This window comes from Pseudomonas sp. DNDY-54, from assembly GCF_019880365.1.
In the GTDB taxonomy this organism is placed as follows: Bacteria; Pseudomonadota; Gammaproteobacteria; order Pseudomonadales; family Pseudomonadaceae; genus Stutzerimonas; species Stutzerimonas stutzeri_P.
This window is the reverse complement of record NZ_CP082271.1, coordinates 1,143,812-1,167,375: the sequence shown is the minus strand read 5'-3', so window position 1 is coordinate 1,167,375 and position 23,564 is coordinate 1,143,812. Positions and strand designations below refer to the sequence as shown.

Sequence of the window (23,564 nt, the reverse complement as noted above, 5' to 3'; positions counted from 1 at the left end):
CGATTGTCGCAGATTTGGCCGGCTGGCCGTAGGGAAAGGGACTGATGGAAAGGACCGCGCCGGCAAGCCGGCGCGGTGTTGAGTGGATCAACGGATCCAGAGACCCCAGCGAGATTTTTCCTGCACTTGCTGGGTGCGCATGGCACCGATGTTCTGCTCGGCTGCAGCGGCTATCTGGTCATCGATCACCTTGGTCGACAACGACAGCCAGCTCGTCGTGAAGGCCAACGCATCACCATGCAACTCCAACGCCTCGGTGGAGATGTTGGTCAGGTCATCACACTCGCTGTGGTAGCACGGATCGTATGCCAACCCGGCGGTACCGCCATAGCGCTGGGCCTGCTCCACGCTCTTGATGTCTTCGGCGCCGGTGAAAAGTCCACCGAACGCAATGCCGTCATCGAAGAACTGCGCATAGTCGGAGCGGAAATCGATCTCCGTGCCTTCGGACGGCGCGTTGCGCAGCTGGAAGTAGGAGCGGAACAGACGCTCGATCGCACCAGAACCGGGTGGGCCTTGTAGACCGAAGTCCGAGCCGTCGCCGTCATAGATGAAGTTCGCGAAGTTTGGCGAGCCAATCATGTCGACGTTCAAGTAGGCCTTGATCTGCTGCTTTTCCTCCTCCGGCAGCTGAGTGACGTAGTAGGTCGAGCCCACCAGTCCGGACTCCTCGGCGCCCCACCAGGCGAAGCGCACTTTATTGAGCGGATGTGCCTTGCTCATCAGCGTCGCCATTTCCAGTAACGCTGCGCTGCCCGAACCGTTGTCGTTGATACCGGCCCCTTCAAACACCGAATCCAAATGCGCGCCGACCATCACCACGTTGTTCGGATTGCCACGACGGGTCTCGGCCAGGACGTTGAAGGTTTCGGTCCGCTCACGCACCACATCGACATTCATGCTCAGTTGAAGACCTTCGGTCCCCGCCCACGTAACGCCATTGTCGTACGTGGAAAACAGCACAGGGATACCGCCCTCATACGTCTCGCCGAGGGTTGCGGCCATCAAGCCCCTCCTGTCCTCGGTATCGCCCTGGTTGAAGATAATCGCACCAACCGCACCCGCCGCCGCGGCGTTCTCAGCCTTGTCCTCGAACGCGCACGTGCCGCGCTGCATCAATGCGATGGCACCAGCCGGAAAGCCCGCGAAATCCGCAGGCTCGCAACCACTGGTAGAGGTATTGCCAAGCCCAAGCGACAGATCGACCGGTACGACCGGGGCGGTGACATTGCCGGGATCCGTTTGATCAGCGTAGGTGAAATCCTCTTCCCAGGTGTACTGGACGGGCTGAGGCGTTACAGCGGCGAGCGAGCCCGGACCCTGCGGATAAAACGCCAGGAAGGGAAACGCCTGCACCCTGACCTGATAACCCGCTTTTTCCAGCGTGCTACGCACGTAATCGACCGACGCCTGATAGCCCGGCTGCCCGGAGGCGCGATTGCCGTTATTCAGCGAGGCAATGTCTTGCAGATTCTGCAGGTGCGTCATGACATTGCTGGCCTGCATGCAGCGCGGCAGGCCCAACGGCGTGCCCACTAGCAGCGGCGATCGACACGCCCGTGAATCCGGCTTGTCCGGTGACCAGTAATCGCTGAAAGCGGCTGTGTCAGCGGTGGGTGCAGCCAAGGCTGCGGTGGAAGCGAATAAAGCAAGAGAAGCAACTACCCGACGTGCATTATTTTTTTTGTGCATGGGTAACTCATCCTTGTAACGAGATTGATGGGCAGGCCGCAAAATGGCATGCGCCATCGTCCCCTACGGCACATCAGGCCGTTGAAACGTAGTGAGCGACGGATATGCAGGCGAAGCCAGCTGCAAACGCGCATCTATGGACTGCGATAGAGCATTCTCAGATGGCTCCAGCACGGCATAGCGAAGCGCGCTGGCGATCAACAGCCGCTGGAGCGGACGCGGCCATAGGGAGCTAGACCCGGTATTCGCCGCCTCGGTTCGCACTGCTGCGCCAAGCGGTAGTACCGCCGGTCGGCTTGATGGAACCCGAATAAAGCTTCAGGCCCCAGTCCGAGATGGGAGGCACCATCTCGGTACAATCGGTTAGATACGGAACTGACCAACCAGGTTCTGCAGCTGGTCGGCGAGGCCGTTGAGTTCGCATGCTGTCTGCGCCCCCTCGGTCGCATCCTGGGCTACACCGTCAACCGCATCGGCGATATGGTGCACGCTACGGTTGATCTCCTCAGCTACGGCGGTTTGCTCCTCTGCGGCACTGGCAATTTGTGCGTTCATCGAGTTAATGGTGCCGATCAGTACGGCGATAGCATCCAGCGAGCGCCCAGCCTGGTTTGACTGCTCACGGGTACTTTCGCCCTGCTTGCTCGCGTGTTCCATGCCGGTAACGGTTTTGGCCGTGGCACTCTGCAGACGATCCACCATGCCTTGGATCTCGACAGTGCTCTGCTGGGTGCGACTAGCCAGAGCACGGACCTCATCGGCAACCACTGCGAAACCGCGACCGGCCTCACCGGCGCGCGCGGCCTCGATCGCCGCATTGAGTGCCAGCAGGTTGGTCTGTTCGGCCACCGCGCGGATCACGTCGAGTACGCCGACGATGCCCTGGACGTCTTTGCGCAGGCCATCAAGCGACTCACCGCTTTCGCGCAACTCGCCGACTAGCGAATGGATCTGCTGGACGCTACCGTCCACCACCTTCTTAGCCGCCTGGCCCTGCTGGTCCGTCTCTTGTGCCGCTTCCGCTGCACGCTGGGCGCTCATTGCTACTTCATGAGCGGCCGCCGACATTTCGTTGATGGCAGTGGCCACCTGATCGGTTTCGTGGCGCTGAGCAGCCATGGCCGCTTCGGAACGCTGCGCCTGACTGGCGACGGCCCCAACCAGCCCGCCCATCTGATTCGTAGTACTAGCGACCTGCTGAACTAGCAGGTGGATCTTCTCGACAAAACGGTTGAACGAGGTGGCCAGCTCTCCCAGCTCGTCGCGGCTGGTGACCGGCAAGCGCTGGGTCAGATCACCTTCTCCTTGGGCCATGTCATCCAGATTGGCCTTGATCAGCAGCAGCGGCCGCAGGATAGCTTTGCCCATCACCACCGCAAGCAGGCCCATCAGTGCCAGCAGAGCGATGGCAGAGCCGATCATCAGCGTAACCAGCGCATCGATCCGCTCTTGGAACTCGGCTCGCGCGGCCTGCACGTCGCGCTCGACACCGTCGAGATTGAGGGCAGTACCGAAGATCATGTCCCACTTGGGCAGGTGCCGCGAGTAACCCACCTTCGGCACGATTGCCTTATCTGCGCCGAGCACGAAGCTGTAATGCACATAGTGGGTACCATCGACACCGGCCCGGACCAGTTCGCGGATCGGGTACGTGCCTTCAGCATCGCGGAAATCATAAAAACTTTCACCGATGCGGTCTCCGGTGTTGCCCTGAAAGAGCCGCAGGGTTTTGGTGTCGTAACCCCAGAAATAGCCTTCGCTACCGTAGCTCAGTTCCTGCAGCAGCGCGACGGCCTCGGCACGTGCCGTCAGATCCATCGGCGCGGAAGCTTCATATATGGCTTTGATCGCGTTGTAGCCAATATCCACGTAGTGCTTGAGTTCAGCCTGCCTATCCCGGATCAGACTGTCACGGGTTTGCACCTCCTGCTCTTCGGCCAGCTGATGGAGGCGCATCACCGTGATCCCGCTGAGCAAGATGGTTAGCAGCAGGATGGGCCCGAGGGCCAACAGAAGTAGTTTGGATCTCAGACGCAGGTTTGAAAGCATTCTGAATCGGTCTCGTAGTATTTGTCAGGAATAGTATGGCGACGAAAATCCGGCGCCACTTAACTGACTCTCGAAAACTACTCTACCGGCTCATGCTCGGAGCAGGTTTCCTAGCTGAAAATAACGACCTCCGTCGTAACGCGCCCCTTTAGAGTGCCTGCTCATCACACGGATTGGATCTAGGCGCTCGATTCAACAGCCATAAAAAAACCCGCCGGGGCGGGTTTTTTTCTGACTGCCAAGCCGGCTAACTACTTGTGCCCGAGCTTTCGCAACTCCTCGTCACGGAGTTCGCGGCGTAGGATCTTCCCGACGTTTGTGGTCGGCAGGCTTTCGCGGAACTCCACGGTCTTGGGCCGTTTGTAGCCCGTGACGTTGTCATGCATGTGCTGCATAACCTGTTCCTTGGTCAGGCTTTCGCCGGGCTTGACGACGACGAACAGCTTGATCGCCTCACCAGACTTCTCGTCAGGCACGCCAATCGCAGCACACTGCAACACACCCGGAAGCGTCGCGAGCACATCTTCCAACTCATTGGGGTACACGTTGAAGCCGGACACCAGGATCATGTCTTTTTTGCGATCCACGATCCGCATGTAGCCGTCGTCCTGGATGATGCCGATGTCACCGGTCTTCAGCCAGCCGTCAGCACTGAGCACCTCGTCGGTCGCATCCTGCCGCTGCCAGTAACCCTTCATGACCTGCGGCCCTTTCACGCACAGTTCGCCTGTGGCGCCCATCGGCAGATCATTACCCTCGTCGTCGATGACCTTGCATAACGTCGACGGCATTGGGATGCCGATGGTGCCGATCTGGATGCCACCGAACGGGTTGACCGACACCACCGGGCTGGTCTCGGTCATACCGAAGCCTTCACAGATGGAGCAGCCGGTTACTTGCTGCCAGCGCTCGGCTGCCGCGAGCTGCAGCGCCATGCCGCCGGAGAAGGTCGCCTTCAGTGACGAGAAGTCCAGCTTGCGGAATTCTTCGTTGTTGCACAGCGCGACAAACAGCGTGTTCAGTCCAACGAAACCGGTGAACCGGTGCTTGGCGAGATCCTTGATGAAAGCGGAGAGATCGCGAGGATTGGTAATCAGGACGTTGTGTGCACCGATCAGCATCATCGTCATGCAGTGAAAGGTAAACGCGTAGATGTGATACAGCGGCAGCGGCGCAACCATGGTTTCGCAGCCATTACCCAGCTCCGAGCCCATGAGCGCCCGGCACTGCAACATATTCGCAACGATGTTGCGGTGAGTCAGCATCGCGCCTTTGGCGACGCCTGTCGTACCACCGGTGTACTGCAATACGGCGATGTCATCGCTTGCCGGGTTGGCTTCGCGGGCGGTCTTGCCACGACCGAGCGCCATGGCATCCTTGAATTTGATGGCCTTCGGCAGGTTATACGCCGGCACCATTTTCTTCACATGCTTGATTACCGCGTTGACCAGCAGGCGCTTGACTGCCGGAAGCATGTCGCCAACTTCGGTGACGACAACATGCCTGATCCCAGTCTTGGGGAGCACTTCTTCGGCCAGGTGTGCCATGTTCGCCAAGCAGACCAGCGCCTTGGCGCCGGAATCATTGAACTGGTGCTCCATCTCCCGCGACGTGTACAGCGGGTTGGTGTTAACCACGATGAGACCGGCGCGCATGGCACCGAATACGACAACCGGGTACTGGAGCAAATTGGGCAGCTGTACCGCAATCCGGTCGCCGGGCTGCAGGTCAGTGTTTTGCTGAAGGTAGGCGGCAAATTCGCCGGACAAGGTGTAGAGCTCACCGTAGGTCAGGGTCTTGCCAAGATTGCTGAAAGCCGGCTTATCCGCGAAACGCTCACAGGACTGTTTGAGCACAGCCTGGATGTTCTGGTATTCATCAGGATCGATCTCGCTTTTGACCCCGACAGGATATTTATCCTTCCAGAAGTTATCGGTCATTAACCCCACTCCTAAGCGACAGCTTTACTGCATATAGCAGCTGTTTTGTTGTGTTTTTGTTAATTTTTGTACCGCGATTCCGGCCAAAAAGCGGGGTCGAGGTTAGCAGTTTTGGAACAGCCCGAACAGTGGCCGAAAGCTCGCGGAAAGACACAAAGTGACTGGTACGTAATGACCAGTCACTTTGAGCAGAGAGGGGAGCTGGTGATTTGCAGCGTCAGACTTGGTCTCGCAGCTCTCGGCGCAGGATCTTGCCAACAGGGGTCATCGGCAGCGAATCACGGAACACAACGTGCCTCGGCACTTTGTAGCCGGTGAAATTCTCCTTGCAATAGGCTTGAAGTTCCTCGTTCGTCAGGCTGTCGTCACTGCGCACCACGAACAACTTCACCGCCTCCCCTGATCGCTCGTCCGGCACGCCGATCGCAGCACATGCGGCCACCTTCGGGTGCGCCATCACCACGTCTTCGATCTCATTCGGGTAGACATTGAAACCCGAGACGATAATCAGATCTTTCTTGCGATCGACAATACGCACGAAACCGTCCGGATCGATCACCGCGATGTCCCCGGTTTTCAGCCAGCCCTCGTCATCGAGCACTTCGGTTGTGGCTTCCGGACGCTGCCAGTAGCCCTTCATCACTTGCGGCCCCTTGACGCAGAGCTCGCCCCGCTCACCCAGCGGCAATTCGTCGCCGTCGTCGTTGATAACTTTCACCGTCGTGCCTGGCACGGGCAGCCCGACTGTGCCCAGGCGTGAACGATCACCGTGCGGGTTGGCACAGACCACCGGTGAGGTTTCGGTCAACCCGTAACCCTCGGTCACCGTGACGCCGGTCATGCTCTTCCAACGCTCAGCCACGGCGGAAACAAGCGCAGTGCCGCCCGAATTGGTGCCTTTGAGCGAGGAGAAATTGATCTTCTTGAATTCCGGGTGGGACATCAGCGCAACAAACAGCGTGTTCAGACCGAGGAAAGCCGTGAATTGCCACTTCTGAAGCTCCTTGACGAAGCCATCAATGTCGCGCGGGTTCGTGATCAACACGTTGTGGTTGCCGGTCACCATCATGCACATGCAATTAACCGTGAACGCGTAGATGTGGTACAGCGGCAGCGGCGCGATCATGATCTCCTGACCTTCCTTGATGATGCTGTGCCCCTGCTCGTCCAGCTGCTGCATGTTGGCGCGAACCTGCTGCATATTCGCCACCAGATTGCCGTGACTGAGCATTGCGCCCTTCGCCACCCCGGTAGTCCCACCGGTGTACTGCAGCACCGCGACATCATCCAGCGTCAGCGTCACTGGCTTCAGGCTATGACGGCCGCCGTCGCGCAGCAGGTGCTTGAACGAGATCGCCTGCGGCAAGCTGTAAGCCGGCACCATCTTCTTCACATGCTTGACCGCTGCATTGACCAGCAGCCCTTTAAGGGACGGCAGCATGTCGCCGATACGCGCCTCGATCAGCACCTCGATATTGGTATCAGGCACGACTTCCTGGACGAGCTTGCCGAAAGTATTCAGGTAGACCAGCGCGCGTGCGCCGGAATCCTTGAACTGGTGGCGCATTTCCCGTGCCGTGTACAGCGGGTTGGTATTGACCACGATCAGCCCGGCCCGCAGGGCACCGAAAACGGCAATCGGGTACTGCAATAGGTTGGGCATTTGCACCGCGATGCGGTCGCCGGGTTGCAAGTCGGTATGGTTCTGCAGCCAGGCCGCGAACGCCGCGGAGTAACGCTCGAGATCGGCATAGGTCAGCGTCATGCCCATGTTGCTGAATGCCGGGCGGTTAGCGTGCGTCTTGCAGGAGCGCTCGAACACTTCCACTACGGAGCGGAAGCCTCCCATATCCACGTCGTTGGGCACACCCGCGGGGCGTTTGTCGTTCCAGAAGTCAGGTTGCATTTGTTATTGGCCTCGTTACCTGAGAGTGTCTGGCCCACTCGCGGCGGGCTTCGGCGAACTTAACAGCTCCGTATCGCTTCGCAATAGCTGGGCTACTTAATCAGTGATGTGAATCTCCGACCACGCAGTAATCCGGGACCAGTCGGGACAACCTGTTCCCGGCGCTCTAGAATGCTGCGCACAAAGCGTCCTATGGCCGCGCTATCCATGACCTGCTGGCAGCGGCTGTCGCAGCAGAGTCTTACGTCCGTTCCCGCATCAGAGGTTTATGCATGAGCACGTTGACCAATACGCCCTACTCCGCCCTGGAAGTCGGTCAAACCGCAAGCTTCGAAAAATCCGTTGAGGAACGGGACATCCAGCTGTTCGCCGCCATGTCTGGCGATCACAACCCGGTCCACCTCGATGCGGAGTACGCAGCCGGCACACCCTTCAAGGAGCGTATTGCTCACGGGATGTTCAGCGGCGCTTTGATCAGCGCAGCTGTCGCCTGCACGCTGCCAGGCCCCGGTACCATTTATCTGGGCCAGACGATGAAGTTCACCCGTCCGGTTAAGCTCGGCGACACGCTCACTGTGCGCCTGGAGATACTCGAAAAGCTGCCAAAAAACCGCGTGCGCATCGCCACACGGGTGTTCAACCAGAACGACGAGCAGGTAGTGGACGGTGAGGCGGAGGTACTGGCGCCACGCCGTGAAGAGACGGTCGAGCTGAAAGAGCTGCCGCCGATCAGCATCGGTTAAGGCTACCCCACACCGGCAAGCGCAACGCTGACCGGCAATTTCACAGAGGCGCCATCTAGCGCCTCTTCGGCATGCAAGCATCGAGACTTCGCTGCGCAGTAACGACCTGCCCCAAACGTGGTGCACCAGACGCGCGCTATCGGTCGACCGACTCCAGCAGTCAGTAGGCACCTGCGCTCCCGTTGCATCGACGACCGCACCGAGCCCGATCCCGGCGGTTCGAAGCCGCGCGCGCCCGCTGATAACCAACCGGTCTACCGGAACGCTTGAACCCACGCCGCGCAGCGTGAAAGCACAAGGCTACTAAGGCCCTTGGCTACGCCCCCTTCGCCTCATTCATGGAGGATGCACGTCGGTCCGCACGGGTCGACCATCGGGCAAGCGATACAACAAAAACAAGACCGGGACCTCATCCATGCTCACTCGCTCGATCGCATATCGGCGCCTGGCGGCGCTCGTCTTCGGCAGCCTCTCGCTGGCCATTCAACCGGCACAGGCTGCACCACTCGACCCCGGCCCTGACGAGGCCCTGCTGTATTACCAGCGAGCCGACGGCGACTATGCTGGCTGGGGCCCGCACCTCTGGAACACCCCAAGCTGCAGCGGCAGCAAGACCGAGACAAGCTGGGATCAGCCGCTAACCGCAGCCGGCACAGATCCCGAGCATGGCGCCTTTTACCGAATCCCCCTGACCACCGATGCCAGTTGCCTGAACCTGATCATGCACCGGGGCGATGACAAGGACTTGGGCGGCGGCGACCTGACGTGGCGATTTGATGAGCTTGGTCGTCGCGTGTTCAGCCTCAGCGGCAACCCGCAGCTTTCCAGCACACCGCTGAGTGGGACCGCGGTTGCGATCAAGGGCGCGCGTGCGCATTGGTTGGACCCGTTCACCGTCGCGCTGGTAGGCGGCGCACCAGGCGCCAGCCGGCTTGAATTGCGCTACTCCAAAAACGCTAGCATCCGCCTTGACGGCGAGGCGCGCACCGTCAGCGGTGGCACGGCGCTCGAACTGCGAACCGGGACGCTTCGCGAGGGGCTCAAGCGCCAATATCCTCATCTCGCCGATGCATCCGCATTCAATCTTTCCGCAGGTGCCCACGAGCTGCGTCGCGCCGTGGTGAGTCAGTTGGTGGTGGTCGCCTACGATGCCGAGGACCGGGTAATCGATGCGACTGAAGTGCAAACCGCCGGGCTGCTGGACATGTTGTTCGCCTACAACGGTGAGCTCGGTGCACACGTCGACGCGCGTCGCGTCGCCTTCAAACTCTGGGCTCCGACGGCGCAACGGGTTCGCCTGCACGTCTTCGATGAGGCCAAGCGCTTGTTGTCCGGCTACCCGAAGGTGATGCGTGAGCGGCTCGGTGTATGGAGCCTGGACGGACCGCCTTCGCTGGATCGACATTATTACCAGTACGAGATTACGGCGTATCGGCCCACTACCGGCAAGGTCGAGACGACGCTGGTCAGCGACCCTTATGCGCTGAGCCTGTCGCGCAATAGCCAGTACGCTCAGGTCGTTGACCTGGACGCCGCGGACCTCAAGCCCGCTGGCTGGGATGCCGTGCGCCCGCCGCATCCGGAGCGACCCGAAGCGAGCGTGATATACGAAACCCACGTTCGCGACTTCAGCGCCAGCGATACCAGCCTGCCGGCCGCCCTACGCGGCACTTTTGGTGCCTTCACCCAACCGGACAGCGACGGCATGCGACATTTGCGTGACCTGCAAAGCGCCGGGCTTACGCACGTGCAGCTGCTACCTGTGTTCGACGTCGCCACCATCGACGAGGACCCGGACCGTCGCGTGGGCCTGGACGATCCGTTTGGCAAACTTTGCGAGCTGTCGACCCAGGCTCGGGCAAACTGGTCGGAACACTGTGGCGCTACAAGCATCCGTCAGGTATTGCAGGGCTTTGATCCTGCCAGCGGGCAGGCGCAAGCGCTCTACAACGACCTGCGCGCGCTCGACCCTTTCAACTGGGGCTACGACCCCTTCCACTTCACCACCCCCGAGGGCAGCTACGCCAGCGATGCGGAAGGTGTGCAGCGCATCATCGAGTTCCGCCAGATGGTCCAATCGCTCGCCAACACTGGCCTCGCCACGGTCATGGACGTGGTTTACAACCACACCAATGCGTCGGGTCTGGGTGAAAAGTCCGTGCTCGACAAAATCGTGCCCGGTTACTACCACCGCCGGAACCCCATCACAGGCGCAGTGGAAACCTCGACCTGCTGCGAGAACACCGCCAGCGAGCATCGCATGATGGCCAAGCTGATGACCGACTCCCTGAAAGTCTGGGCGCGCGACTACAAGATTGCCGGCTTTCGCTTCGATCTGATGGGCCACCATCTACGGAAGAATCTGGTCGATGCGTATCGTGCGGTCCGCCGAATCGACCGGGACACCTATTTTTACGGTGAAGGCTGGGATTTCGGCGAAGTCGCCAGCAACGCGCGCGGCATCAACGCCACGCAATTGAACATGGCCGGCACCGGCATCGGCACCTTCAATGACCGCCAACGCGATGCGGTTCGCGGCGGCAGCCCCTTCGACAGTGGCGAGAACATCCGTCGCAACCAGGGGTTTGCCAATGGCCTCTACGTCCTGCCGAACGAACTGAACGGCGCAGGCGCGCAGGAAAAGGCGCAGCTGTTACACGCAGCCGACCTGATCCGCGTCGGCATCGCCGGCGGCCTACGCGATTACCAGTTCGTCACCGCTGACGGCAGCACGCGCAAGGGCAAGGACGTCGACTACAACGGCCAGCCCGCTGGCTACACGCTCGACCCGCAAGAGACCGTCAACTACGTCTCGAAACACGACAACCAGACCTTGTGGGACAACAACCAGTACAAGCTGCCAGCTACGCTATCGGTCTCGGACCGCGTGCGTTTGCAACTGGTTGCGCTGTCCGTGCCGCTGTTCAGTCAGGGCGTGCCCTTCATCCACCTTGGCTCGGACATCCTGCGTTCCAAGTCCATGCAGCGTGACAGCTACGACTCGGGTGACTGGTTCAACGCGGTGGATTTCAGCTACCAGGACAACAACTGGAACAAGGGCCTGCCGCGTGCCGACAAGGATGCGGACAACTGGCCGCTGATCCGCCAGGTGATCGCCGATCCGCATGCAAAGCCGAGCGCGTCGGACATCGTTGCTGCGAAGCGGCGCTTTGTCGAACTGCTGAGGATACGTACCGATAGCCCGCTGTTTCAGCTCGACAATGCGCGTGAGGTACAACGTCGTCTGCGCTTCCACAACACCGGCGCTCAACAGAAACCTGGAGTGATCGCCTTCAGCCTGGCCGATGGGCCAAGGGCCGGTCGTGATCTTGACCGCCGGTATGGGTCAATGATGGTGGTACTGAACGCCTCGGGTGATCGGGTTCGGCTGCCGGGTGCGACCGGCCATCAGCTGCATCCCGTACTGCAGCGCTCAAGCGACGCGGTTAGCCGTCAAGCAAAGGTCACGAACGATGAGTTCGAGGTGCCACCTTTCACCACCGCCGTGTTTGTGCAACCGCAGCAAAGCCGTTAAAAAACAGGCAAAAAAATGGGCGACCGAGGTCGCCCAAAATGCCTTGCGTGCTCTGTAACACCAGCCGGATCAACGCTTCTTTTGCGCGTCCTGCCAGATGAAATATCCGAAACCGCCGAGGAAGGCGACCATCAGGCCGACCGTGACCACCCCTGCGAGCACCACATTATCGACGAACATGATTTCCTTCCTCCAAGCTGTTGTGCTGTCTGATGGCTGCATAGTCGCCCTCCTACCGAAATAAAAAATTGACCAAGGTCAATCGCCACGGCGCCTTTGAAATTAGGTGCCGTATGAGCTGATCTGGGTCAAGAAAACGGGGTACGGGCGAATGACCGTCGGAGGAACGCGACGATCGAGGGTGTCGTGCAAAGGCCTGTTGCTGGGCAACAGCGAATGCTTGTCAGCGCTTCTTAGGTTTGGATTTGGTTTTTTTCTTCGGCTTGCCTAACGGCAACGCCTGCTCAAACGCCTGGCGCATTTCCACTAGACGTTTTTCCTTGATGTCGTGAATGCGTTTTTCACGCTCGGCGCTGAAGTCGATCAGCTTTTCGTCACTGCTCATAAGGCGGGCTCGCTAATGATCTGTCTGAACGTCAGGTTAATGCGGGGCGTGGCCACTTTGCGCGTCCTGGCGATCTGGTGTTGCCAATGATGCTGCGTAGGGCCGCTCATGACCAGCAGTGACCCGTGCTCAAGCTCGAGTGAATACTCGATACGGCTTGCGCCCTTGCGGCGAAAGTCGAATCGCCGTGTCGCACCCAGATTGAGCGATACCACCAGCGGCTGGACGCCGAGCTCAGGCTCGTCGTCGCTATGCCAGCCCATGGCGTCCTGGCCATTACGATAAAAATTGAGCAGTACGCCGTTCAACGGCTCGCCGATTTCCTGCTCCACCCTCTTGCGGATGTCGGTGAGCAACGGTGTCCACGGCAAGGGGTCATGAACCAGTCCGGAATACCGATAAGCCGCGCCCGTGTCGCCGTACCAGGCGACCAGTCGAGGCACAGCGATACTGCGCCCGTAGAGTTTTATCTGAGGTTGCGTCCAGGGGGTCTGTTGCGACAGCTGTTGCAGCCATTGATCAGCGCGTTGCGCATCGACCCACTTCGGCTGATAGCGAATATGCGCGTCCGGCAGGTCGATCAACATTCGGACATCTGCAAGGCGAATGGTTGTTCAAACCTCGACATCTACCCAGAGCCCTTGCCGGGGTAACTCATCGAGCGCCTCCTGGTCTTCTTCTGCCGTCTCGCCCTCGGCCAGTTCCTGGGGCGTGTAGCCACGGCGACGTTGGCGTCGGCGCTGCTCATCACGCAGCATCTGCTCGGCTTCCTGAGGATGGCGACGATCGAGGCTCACCGAGCTCTCATTGGCGCTCGGCTGGACGGGCGTCACCGGCGCGATATCAGGTCGCGGCTTGACCACATCCTGTTGCGCGGTGACCTGAACGGCGCCGGGCGGAATGATTGGCAGCATTGTGCTCTCCCATAAGCAGCCCCGGTCAATCGGTGCGGCTATTACCACCAACGGCGGTTGATCGGACTGACTGCAGACGATCTTAGCAGCAACGCTACACTGCAAAGCGTTATCGGATCGGCATCTATCGTCGCTCTATTGGCGGGGTTCCGTTACCATAGCGCGCTTTTTTCACAGCGGGAGGCAGCATGGCGCAGCAGTATCTACCGGGGCAACGCTGGATCAGCGACAGCGAAGCGGAACTCGGTCTGGGAACCATCCTGATGCAAGATGGCCGGATGCTCACCGTGCTCTACCCAGCGACGGGCGAAACCCGTCAGTATGCGGCGCGCAGCGCCCCGCTGACCCGCGTGCGGTTTGTGCCGGGTGACGAAATCACCCACTTCGAAGGCTGGAAGATGACCGTGCGCGAAGTCGACGACGTCGACGGCTTGCTGGTCTATCACGGCCTGACAGCCAACAACGAAGCCCGCACCCTGCCGGAAACCCAGCTGTCGAACTTCATCCAGTTCCGCCTCGCCAGCGACCGTCTGTTCGCCGGCCAGATCGACCCGTTGAACTGGTTCAAGCTGCGCTATCACACCTTGGAAAATCAGAGCAAACAGCTGACCTCCTCGCTGTGGGGCCTGGGCGGCGTGCGTGCGCAGCCCATCGCGCACCAGCTGCACATCGCGCGGGAAGTCGCCGACCGCATCGCACCACGCGTACTGCTGGCGGACGAAGTGGGTCTCGGCAAGACCATCGAAGCAGGCCTGGTCATCCACCGCCAGTTGCTGTCCGGACGCGCCAAACGTGTGCTGATCCTGGTGCCGGAGAATCTTCAGCACCAGTGGCTGGTGGAGATGCGCCGCCGCTTCAACCTGGAGGTCGCGCTGTTCGATGACGAGCGTTTCATTGAAAGCGATGCGAGCAATCCCTTCGAAGACACCCAGCTCGCCCTCGTCTCGCTGGAGTGGCTGAAAGACGACGAGCGCGCCCAGGACGCCGCCTTTGCTGCCGGCTGGGATTTGCTGGTCGTGGACGAAGCGCACCATCTCGTCTGGCATCCTGAAAACGCCAGCGCCGAATACAAACTCGTCGAGCAGTTGGCTGAAGTCATTCCCGGCGTTCTGCTCCTGACCGCGACACCCGAACAGCTCGGCCAGGAAAGCCACTTCGCCCGCCTGCGCCTGCTCGACCCGAATCGTTTCCATGACCTCGAAGCCTTCCGCGCTGAAAGTGCCAGCTACCAGCCGGTCGCACGCGCGGTGCAGGAACTGCTCGACGAGGGACGGCTGTCCCAGGAAGCACACCAGACCATTCACGACTTCCTCGGTGCCGAAGGCGAAGCCCTGCTTGCCGCGGCCACCGATGGCGACATCGAAGCCAGCAGCCGCCTGATCCGCGAGCTGCTCGACCGTCACGGCACCGGGCGCTTGCTGTTCCGTAATACCCGCGCCGCCGTGCGCGGATTCCCGGAGCGCCAGCTGCACGCCTACCCGCTGCCTTGCCCTGCCGAATATCTGGAACTGCCGCTGGGCGAGCATGCCGAGCTGTATCCGGAAGTCAGCTTCCAGAGCCAGCAGGACGAGCCGGACGCGCAGAACCGCTGGTGGAGTTTTGATCCTCGCGTCGAGTGGCTAATCGACACGCTGAAAATGCTGAAGAAGTTCAAGGTGCTGGTCATCTGCGCCCACGCCGAAACCGCGCTGGATCTGGAGGATGCATTGCGCGTGCGCTCCGGCATTCCGGCCACGGTGTTCCACGAAGGCATGAGCATCCTCGAGCGCGACCGCGCCGCGGCCTACTTCGCCGACGAAGAGTTCGGTGCGCAGGTCCTGATCTGCTCCGAGATCGGCAGTGAAGGCCGCAACTTCCAGTTCGCTCATCATCTGGTGCTGTTCGATCTGCCGGCGCACCCGGATTTACTCGAGCAGCGCATCGGTCGTCTCGACCGGATCGGCCAGGCACACGTCATCCAGCTGCACGTGCCCTATCTGGAAACCAGCCCGCAGGAACGCTTGTTCAAGTGGTATCACGAGGCGCTCAACGCCTTCCTCAACACCTGCCCGACCGGCAACGCCCTGCAGCATCAATTCGGCCCGCGGCTGCTGAGCCAGCTGGAAGAAGGTGATGACGAGGAATTCCAGAAGCTCATCGAAGAGGCCCGCGTCGAGCGCGAGCGGCTGGAAGCCGACCTGCATGCCGGCCGCGATCGCCTGCTGGAGCTCAACTCTGGCGGTGGCGAACAGGGCGCGGCGCTGGTCGAAGCTATCGAGGAGCAGGACGACCAGTTCGCCCTGCCGATCTACATGGAAGAACTCTTCGACGCCTTCGGCATCGACAGCGAAGACCATTCCGAAAACGCACTGATCCTGCGCCCCAGCGAGAAGATGCTCGACGCCAGCTTCCCACTTGGCGACGACGAAGCGGTGACCATCACCTACGACCGCGAGCAGGCGCTGGCCCGCGAAGACATGCAGTTCCTCACCTGGGAACACCCGATGGTCCAGGGCGGCATGGACCTGGTGCTGTCCGGCTCCATGGGCAACACGGCGGTCGCGCTGATCAAGAACAAGGCGCTCAAGCCCGGCACCGTACTGCTGGAATTGTTGTATGTCAGTGAAGTGGTGGCGCCGCGTGCGTTGCAGCTGAACCGCTTCCTGCCGCCTTTGGCGCTGCGCTGCCTGCTGGACTCGAACGGCAATGACCTGGCGTCCAAAGTTGCATTCGAAACCCTGACTGACCAGCTGGAAAGCGTGCCGCGTGCCAGCGCCAACAAGTTCGTCCAGGCCCAGCGTGACGTGCTGGCCGTGCAAATCGCCGATGCCGAAGCCAAGGTCGCGCCGCGCCATGCCGAGCGTGTGGCCGAAGGGCAGCGCCGACTCAAGGCCAGCCTCGACGAGGAACTGGCACGCCTGACCGCGCTGCAGGCGGTCAATCCGAGCGTGCGTGACAGTGAGATCGAAGCCTTGCGCACGCAGCGTGAGCAAGGTCTGGAGATGCTGGAAAAAGCGGCGCTTCGCCTGGAGGCGATCCGCGTCCTGGTCGCAGGTTAATAGCGACGCGACACAACGAAGGCCGGCCGCGAGCGATCGCAGTCGGCCTTCGTCGTTTTGTATTTCCAGAACGTCATTAACGCCGCCCGACAGCCAGCAACTGCCGCGCCCTTCGCTGATCGTCCTCATCTAGCTCAGCCAGCAGCTCGGGCTTGCCTGCGATCAGTAGCGCCAGCGGTACACCGTCGCGATAGAGGATGCGGTTCCCTGCCACTGCCGGTACCCGCTCGCCCGGTAGCAAAGTGCCCACTTGGTTCAGTGGATCGACCGCTGAGATGGCGATCATTTCTCCATCGGCCGCGCGCTTGCGAACCTCACGCAACAGCCCCACCGCTTCGGGCAAGGCGAACTGCTCGCCCGGCACGCCCGCCACGAAACGACCCCCGCGAATCTCCCCGCGCGCTTCAAGCCGGTGATAGACCCGCAGCAGGTCCCGCCACGGCGGAAGCCAGTCGGCCTCTCGCACCAGCAGGCGCCAGAACACCACACCGTAACGCCGCAACAACGTCATGGCGATGTGTTCCAGGGCTTCGGGGTCGAGCGCGGGCCGGCGCGCCGAGGTCTCGACCGGCGCCGGCCCGCCTTTGCGCACCAGCGCCCAGCGTCCGGCATCCGCCATACCGCCGATAAAGGCGCCACCGCGGCTCTGCCGACTGCTGCGGGTACGTTTGGCCGCGGGCGCCAACAGCGCCCGCAGCCCGGCGAAGCTGTCTGCGTTGACCAACCCGACGGCCACCAACTCGCCGAGTGCATCTTCCAGTTCGCTGCGCAGCAACCGCGCATCCTGCTGCAGTTCATCGAAGAATAAGGCGCCCTGCGCCTGCAGCGTCTCCAATACCCGTTGCGCGCGTGAAGACAGCTCTGGCTGAGGCGCGTCGCTGGCCAAGGCGTACCAGGCGGTCAGTTGCCGGCGAGGCAACAGGACGATGGGTGTGCCGCGCACCGGCCCGCTGCTGGCTTTGATCCGCCCTGCCAGACGCGTCCAGACGATGCGACCGGAGCGACAGAGTTCATCCAGCCAGGTGCCGCCGTAGTCCTTCAGGCGCGCCGGCAGCAACTCGCTCTCCCAGGCTCCAGCTGCGGCCTGGAAGCCTTCGAGCTGCTCCACGATCGTGCCCAGCGCATCGCGACCCTCCATGCGCGTGGTTTCGGACAGGTGCTGCCAGTCGAACAAGAAACGCATGAAGTCGGCGCGTTCCACCGGCTCGATTTCGCGCCGCAAACGCTTGACGGTGTAACGGTGGATGCGCGCCAGCAGATGCCGCTCGCACCACTCGTCCTCGCTCGCGCCGGACGTGAAGCGACCCCGCAATACGTAGCCTTCGGATTCCAGCCGTGTCAGCGCAAGCGCGACGGTGGAGGCCGGCAGCGCCAGCGGTCGAGCGATCAGCGACACTGGCAAGGGGCCGAACGCCGTCAGCCGAGCGCGCACCAACTCCACCGCTGCGTCATCCTCCGCCGGCACCTCATCGAAGCCCGGCAACAGCGTCAACGCGGGCTCGCCGGGCGCAGCCGGGTAGATCGCATGGCCAAGAGCGAGCCGTTCGAGCGGCAGCCAGAGCGCTCGCTCATTGGCGACCTGCAAGCGCGTCGCCCGCCCCCCACGTGCCAGCTCCGCCAACCACGCCGGCCAATCCCGCTCGGCCTTCGCCTCGTCGTCGGCGATACAGCCGAGCCCCATCAGCGCTTCGTGCAACTCGTCTGGATTGCGCGCCTGGGGCCAGGCTTCGGCGCGCACCGCCTCGATCGCGGCGACATCCAGCGCGCCCAGGCCGTCGCCCGATTCCGGATCGGCCCATCGCCGGTTCAATACGGCCTGGGTGCGGCGCTCCTCCAGCGGCGCGTCGTCAAGAAACGCATAAGGACGCGCGCCCAGCACTTCCATCGCCAGGGGTGATGGCGCCGGCAGGTCACGCGCAAGCAGCGCGATCGTGCCCGACTCGATGCGCTGCAGCAGTGCCAGCCAGCCCCGACTGTCCATGGCCTCGTGCAGACAGTCATCGAGGGTTTGCGCGACCAGCGGATGGTCCGGCACCTCGCGCTCTCCGACGATGTTTTCCAGGCAGGCGACTTGGTCCGGAAAGACGCTGGCGAGCAGATCTTCGCTTTTCATCCGCTGCAGTTGCGGCGCTACCTTGCGCCCGCCCGCCATGCGCGGCAGTGCCAGCGCGGTGGTCGCGTTCCATCGCCAGCGCACACCGAACAGCGGCGCGTCGAGCAATGCCTGGATCAATACGGCCTCGGCGCTGTTGGAACGCAGGTACCGCCACACCTCATCGAGCGGGAAACTGTGGCTGGTGGACAGCGACAAGATGATCGCATCCTCGGTCGCCGCTGCCTGCAGTTCAAAGTTGAAGGTGCGGCAGAAGCGCTTGCGCAGCGCCAGACCCCAGGCCCGGTTGATCCGGCTGCCGTAGGGCGAATGGATAACCAGTTGGGTGCCACCGGACTCGTCGAAGAAACGCTCCATGACCAGCCGTTGCTGGGTCGGCAGCGCGCCCAGCGCCGAACGGGCGCGCGCGAGGTATTCGACAATCTGGCAAGCAGCGGCATCCGGCAGGCCGAGGGTGCCGGTAAGCCAGTCGATTGCAGTTTGCAGTCTCGACGAGCCATCAGAAGCATCGGCGCCTTCCGCCTCTGTAGGAGCGAGCTTGCTCGCGAAAGGCGATACCTCGGCAGCGTCGAGTTCGCGAGCAAGCTCGCTCCTACGGGCTTCGGCTTCGGTCAGGCGCTCATCGATCTCCCCGCGCAACCGCGCAACCGCCGCCGAGAGTTCATCACTGCGCCCCGGCGCCTCGCCCAGCCAGAACGGGATGTTCGGCGGCATTCCCTGGGCATCCTCGACCCGCACACGGCCAGACTCGATTTTGATGATGCGGTAGGAGGTGTTGCCCAGCTGGAAGACATCGCCCGCCAGGCTTTCCACCGCGAAATCTTCGTTTACAGTGCCAATATTGAAGCCCTGAGGCTCCAGCAGCACCGAATAATCGGAGTTGTCGGCAATGGTGCCGCCTGAGGTCAGTGCGGTCAGACGGCCGCCTCGCCGCCCTCTCAGGCTGCGGTTGACCAGGTCACGATGGAGGTAGGCGCCGCGCGCACCGTGGCGCATGCTATAGCCTTCAGCAAGCATCGCCAATAACGCTTGAAACCTGTCATCGCTGAGCGTGCGGTATGGCATGGCGCGGCGAATCAGCTCCATCAGCGCCACTTCCTGCCACTCCTGGCAGGACACCTCGGCGACGATCTGTTGCGCCAGCACATCCAGAGGTGCGACCGGGATGATCAGGGTGTCCAGCTCACCGCGACGAACGCTGTCCAGCAACGCAGCGCACTCGATCAGATCATCGCGCGAGCTCGGGAAGAGCCGACCCTTGGAGACGCCGCCGACCTGATGCCCCGCACGCCCGACCCGTTGCAGGAACGCCGAGATTGAGCGCGGCGAGCCCAGCTGACAGACCAGTTCGACGTCACCGATATCGATGCCGAGTTCGAGCGAGGCGGTAGCCACCAGCAGCCTCAGCTCGCCACGCTTGAGCCGCTGCTCGGCATCCAGCCGCTGCTCACGCGCCAGGCTGCCGTGGTGGGCCGCAACCACAGCATTGCCCAGGCGCTCGCTCAGGTGTCGGGCGGCCCGCTCGGCCATGCGGCGCGTGTTGACGAAGACCAGCGTGGTCCGGTGTTCGCCTGCCAACGCAGCGAGACGGTCATAGACCAGCTCCCAGACATCGTTGCTCATTACCGCGTCCAGCGGCACTGGCGGTACCTCCAGCGCCAGATCGCGTGCACGACCATGGCCGACATCGACTATCTCGCAGCGCCGCCCAGCACCGACCAGGAAGTCCGCAACCGCTTCGATGGGTTTCTGTGTCGCCGACAGCCCGACGCGCACCAGCGGCCCTGCGCACAACGCCTCCAGCCGTTCCAGCGAGAGGGCCAGATGGCTGCCGCGCTTGTTGCCGGCGATGGCATGAATCTCATCGACGATGACGCTGCGCACGCCAGCCAGCATTTGCCGACCTGAGTCGGAACCCAGCAGCACGTAGAGCGACTCCGGGGTGGTCACCAGAATATGCGGCACCCGCTTGCGCATTGCCGCGCGCTCGGCCTGGGGGGTGTCGCCGGTGCGCACGGCGGTGCGGATTTCCAATGCGAGCAGGCCAAGCCCCTGCAGCTCGGCCGAGATACCGGCCAGCGGTTGTTCCAGGTTGACGTGAATGTCGTTCGACAGCGCCTTGAGGGGCGAGACGTAGAGCACCGATGTCCGGTCGGCAAGACCGCCGTCAGCCAGCCCTTGCTGCACCAGCTGATCGATAGCGGCGAGAAAGGCCGTGAGCGTCTTGCCCGAGCCGGTAGGCGCAGCGACCAGCGTTGACTGGCCGGCGCGAATCAATGGCCAGGCGCGGGCCTGAGCGGGTGTCGGTGCCGGAAAGCTGCGACCGAACCAGGTGGCCACTGCGGGGTGAAAGGCGGCCAGCGCGTCATGTACGAGGGAGTCTGTCATGCCCTGAATATGCTGCCGCAGCGGCCCATCTACAAGGCCGACCCGCCACAGCCTGTCGACCTGAAGGAAACGGTGTCGCCGCTTGGCGGTCCACTTCAGACAGCCCGTCGATGGAGAACACCATGAATAACCAAGCCCTGAACCTGGATGAAGCGATGCAGCTCGTCTCGGAAGCCTTCCTGCCCTGCGGCTGCGTCACCAGCGCCAATCCGGACGAGGACAGTTTCGGTTTTACCGTCATGTCCGGCAGCGGGACCGAGTTGCTACGCGTGCCTAGCGTGTCGCGGGACGAGTACACCAACCCGCAGCATCTGGGCAGCGTCATCGAGCAGGCGCGGCTGGACGTCGAGGACAAGGATCAGCGCCTCGAACCCTGGACCATGCCGTCCATCACGGATGGCACCGGCATCCCGGAAACCCCGCCGAATTACTGATCCGCCTGCTGCTTACCTAAACCGAACGAGGACGATATGAGCGATTCCGTTCTTTTGATCACCGGCGCCTCCTCAGGGATTGGCGCGGCCACCGCCCGGCTCGCCGCCGAAGCCGGCTATCGCGTTGCCTTGGCGGCGCGCTCCGAGCACAAGCTTGCTGCGCTGGTGCGCGAGCTCGGCGGCCCCGAGCGCGCGCTGGCGATCCGCTGTGACGTCAAGGAATACGCCGAACAACAGGCCATGGTGCGGCAGGTGCTAGATCATTTCGGCCAGCTCGATGCGGTCTATGCCAATGCCGGCATGCCAGGCAGCGAAGGGGGCTTCAGCGGCGCCGACCCGGACGTCTGGCGCGACATGCTGCTGACCAACGTTTACGGCGTGGGCCTGACCCTGCGCTGCACGCTCGAAGCACTCAAGGCCAGCCGCGGGCATCTGCTGCTAACCGGTTCAGCCGCGGGACGTTTCGTGATTCCCGGCTCGATGTACAGCGCCAGCAAATGGGCGGTGACCGGCATGGGCCTGAGCGTACGCGAGGAACTGCGCGGCACCGGCGTGCGCGTGACGCTGATCGAGCCAGGCATGGTCGACACGCCACTGTTCGACGAGCCGCCCGCCTACGCCATGCAGCCCGAAGACATCGGCCGCGCCGTGGTGTATGCGTTGTCCCAGCCGGCTCATGTGGACGTCAATGAGATCCTCATCCGCCCGACCCCGCCGATCGAAGCGCCTTAGCGCGAGGCGTCGAGCGACCAAACGCGCAGCCAAATAACGAGTCGGCGCCTTTCGCCATGGCCGTTGTACTGCTTTTATCAAAAGGCACAAGCGAGCCCCCGTAACGGCGCTCGTAACAGCATTCGCAGAAACTTTTGCGCCTCGCTTCGGGTCGCTATAGAGGCGGTTTTTCTGCCACTCCGGGCGCCAGCTACGGCTATAGAACAAGGGGGACCGCCATGAGCAATCTGGCAGAACAGCCTGAACAGCAACCGGTACTCGCCGAACTGGATTACCTGCTGCAACGCTTTCGACAGGTGCGCGCCACCAGCGAAGCGATCTGTGCACCGCTGCAGATCGAGGACTATATCGTCCAGAGCATGCCCGACGTCAGCCCGCCGAAATGGCACCTTGCACATGTCAGCTGGTTTTTCGAAGCCTTTCTGCTCAAGCCCTACCTGACAGGCTACAAACCGCTCGACGCTTCCTATGACCACCTGTTCAACTCCTATTACGAGACCCACAGCACGCCCTTCCCCCGTGCTCAGCGTGGGCTGATCTCGCGTCCCGGCGTAGAGGATGTCTACCGCTTCCGGCAGCATGTCGACCGGGCAATGGAAGCGCTGCTGGGTAACCCGCCACAACGGCACGCATCCGAGATCACGCGGCGGGTCGAGCTGGGCCTGCAGCACGAGCAGCAGCATCAGGAGCTGCTGCTGATGGACATCAAGCACATCCTCGCGCAGAACCCTCTGCACCCGGTTTACCGCAGCGACCTGCAACCGACACCGGCGCTGCATAACGATCGTATCCGCTGGCATGAGTACGCTGGCGGGGTGCGCCACATCGGTCATGCCGGCAATGGATTCGCCTTCGATTGCGAAACGCCTCGGCATCGGCAATTCGTCGAGGACTTTCAGCTGGCCGATCGACCGGTCAGCAACCGCGAGTACCTCTCCTTTATTGCCGATGGTGGCTACGCACGGAGCGAACTGTGGCTCTCAGATGGCTGGGCGCATAGCCGTCAACACGGCTGGAACGCCCCGTTGTATTGGCACCGTGACGATCATGGCTGGTATGAGATGACGCTCGGCGGGCTGCTGCCGCTGGACCTGGAAGCGCCGGTGTGTCATGTCAGTTTTTACGAGGCGGACGCCTACGCTCGCTGGGCTGGCGCTCGGCTGCCCACCGAAGCCGAATGGGAAGTGGCCGCTACGGATCAGCCCCGCCGCGGTAATTTCCTCGAAAACGATTTTCTGCAACCTGTACCTGCCAGTGTTCCCCACGACGGGCCGGCTCAGCTGTTCGGCGATGTCTGGGAATGGACAGCCAGCGCTTATCGGCCCTACCCCGGCTTCCGTCCGTTGGACGGCAGCCTCGGCGAGTACAACGGCAAGTTCATGTCCGGCCAGATGGTGTTACGTGGTGGGTGCTGCGCCACGCCGGAAGCACACATTCGGGCCACCTACCGCAACTTTTTCCAGCCGGCGATGCGCTGGCAATTCGCCGGGCTGCGCCTGGCCAGGGAGTTATGAA

At 62.0% G+C, this 23,564-nt stretch carries 15 protein-coding genes; 6 read left to right on the top strand and 9 right to left on the bottom strand.

The annotated features are described in order from the left end of the window. Positions 1-87 precede the first annotated feature (87 nt). From K4O48_RS05455 to fadD2, 4 genes are all read right to left on the bottom strand, one after another. Positions 88-1,692 carry a M28 family metallopeptidase gene (locus K4O48_RS05455; RefSeq protein ID WP_222911057.1) on the bottom strand — a complete coding sequence of 535 codons (1,605 nt, stop codon included), beginning with the start codon at positions 1,690-1,692 and terminating at the stop codon, positions 88-90. Between the two features lie 363 nt (positions 1,693-2,055). Further along, entirely contained in the window at positions 2,056-3,741 is a 1,686-nt protein-coding gene (locus tag K4O48_RS05450; RefSeq protein ID WP_222911056.1) for a methyl-accepting chemotaxis protein, read from the bottom strand. 251 nt (positions 3,742-3,992) lie between these two features. Then, positions 3,993-5,681 (bottom strand): long-chain-fatty-acid--CoA ligase FadD1, encoded by a 1,689-nt coding sequence (fadD1, locus tag K4O48_RS05445; protein ID WP_222911055.1) that lies wholly within the window; start codon positions 5,679-5,681, stop codon positions 3,993-3,995. Between the two features lie 217 nt (positions 5,682-5,898). Beyond that, positions 5,899-7,587, bottom strand: coding sequence for a long-chain-fatty-acid--CoA ligase FadD2 (gene fadD2 / locus K4O48_RS05440; RefSeq protein ID WP_222911054.1), 1,689 nt, complete (start codon positions 7,585-7,587; stop codon positions 5,899-5,901). A 272-nt stretch (positions 7,588-7,859) separates the two neighbouring features. Between fadD2 and K4O48_RS05435 the strand changes: the two genes are divergently transcribed. Both K4O48_RS05435 and pulA read left to right on the top strand, forming a co-directional pair. Beyond that, positions 7,860-8,330 carry a MaoC family dehydratase gene (locus tag K4O48_RS05435; protein WP_222911053.1) on the top strand — a complete coding sequence of 157 codons (471 nt, stop codon included), beginning with the start codon at positions 7,860-7,862 and terminating at the stop codon, positions 8,328-8,330. Between the two features lie 415 nt (positions 8,331-8,745). Continuing rightward, on the top strand, positions 8,746-11,865 hold the full coding sequence (gene pulA / locus K4O48_RS05430; RefSeq protein ID WP_222911052.1) for a pullulanase-type alpha-1,6-glucosidase: 3,120 nt from the start codon (positions 8,746-8,748) through the stop codon (positions 11,863-11,865). Positions 11,866-11,934: 69 nt separating this feature from the next. Here pulA and ccoM read toward each other — a convergent pair whose 3' ends face one another. The 4 genes from ccoM to K4O48_RS05415 form a co-directional block, all read right to left on the bottom strand. Then, on the bottom strand, positions 11,935-12,045 hold the full coding sequence (gene ccoM / locus K4O48_RS20570) for a cytochrome c oxidase subunit CcoM (RefSeq protein ID WP_282579618.1): 111 nt from the start codon (positions 12,043-12,045) through the stop codon (positions 11,935-11,937). Positions 12,046-12,268: 223 nt separating this feature from the next. Continuing rightward, positions 12,269-12,430 (bottom strand): hypothetical protein, encoded by a 162-nt coding sequence (locus K4O48_RS05425; protein ID WP_222911051.1) that lies wholly within the window; start codon positions 12,428-12,430, stop codon positions 12,269-12,271. Next, positions 12,427-13,017 carry an alpha-ketoglutarate-dependent dioxygenase AlkB family protein gene (locus tag K4O48_RS05420; RefSeq protein WP_222911050.1) on the bottom strand — a complete coding sequence of 197 codons (591 nt, stop codon included), beginning with the start codon at positions 13,015-13,017 and terminating at the stop codon, positions 12,427-12,429. The genes K4O48_RS05425 and K4O48_RS05420 overlap by 4 nt, the downstream gene beginning before the upstream one ends. Before the next feature lie 27 nt (positions 13,018-13,044). Continuing rightward, positions 13,045-13,344, bottom strand: coding sequence for an aspartate-semialdehyde dehydrogenase (locus K4O48_RS05415; RefSeq protein ID WP_222911049.1), 300 nt, complete (start codon positions 13,342-13,344; stop codon positions 13,045-13,047). Between the two features lie 188 nt (positions 13,345-13,532). Here K4O48_RS05415 and rapA point away from each other — a divergent pair, with 188 nt between their 5' ends. Beyond that, on the top strand, positions 13,533-16,382 hold the full coding sequence (gene rapA, locus K4O48_RS05410; RefSeq protein ID WP_222911048.1) for an RNA polymerase-associated protein RapA: 2,850 nt from the start codon (positions 13,533-13,535) through the stop codon (positions 16,380-16,382). Positions 16,383-16,458: 76 nt separating this feature from the next. Here the strand turns inward: rapA and K4O48_RS05405 are convergent, their stop codons facing one another. Then, positions 16,459-20,883, bottom strand: coding sequence for a DEAD/DEAH box helicase (locus K4O48_RS05405; RefSeq protein ID WP_222911047.1), 4,425 nt, complete (start codon positions 20,881-20,883; stop codon positions 16,459-16,461). A 122-nt stretch (positions 20,884-21,005) separates the two neighbouring features. Here K4O48_RS05405 and K4O48_RS05400 point away from each other — a divergent pair, with 122 nt between their 5' ends. The 3 genes from K4O48_RS05400 to egtB all read left to right on the top strand — a co-directional run bounded on the left by K4O48_RS05400 (position 21,006) and on the right by egtB (position 23,563). Next, positions 21,006-21,317, top strand: coding sequence for a hypothetical protein (locus K4O48_RS05400; protein ID WP_222911046.1), 312 nt, complete (start codon positions 21,006-21,008; stop codon positions 21,315-21,317). Positions 21,318-21,353: 36 nt separating this feature from the next. Next, positions 21,354-22,049: an SDR family oxidoreductase gene (locus tag K4O48_RS05395; protein WP_222911045.1), complete on the top strand. Its 696-nt coding sequence runs from the start codon at positions 21,354-21,356 to the stop codon at positions 22,047-22,049. A 218-nt stretch (positions 22,050-22,267) separates the two neighbouring features. Continuing rightward, positions 22,268-23,563: an ergothioneine biosynthesis protein EgtB gene (gene egtB, locus K4O48_RS05390; protein WP_222911044.1), complete on the top strand. Its 1,296-nt coding sequence runs from the start codon at positions 22,268-22,270 to the stop codon at positions 23,561-23,563. Position 23,564 lies beyond the last annotated feature (1 nt).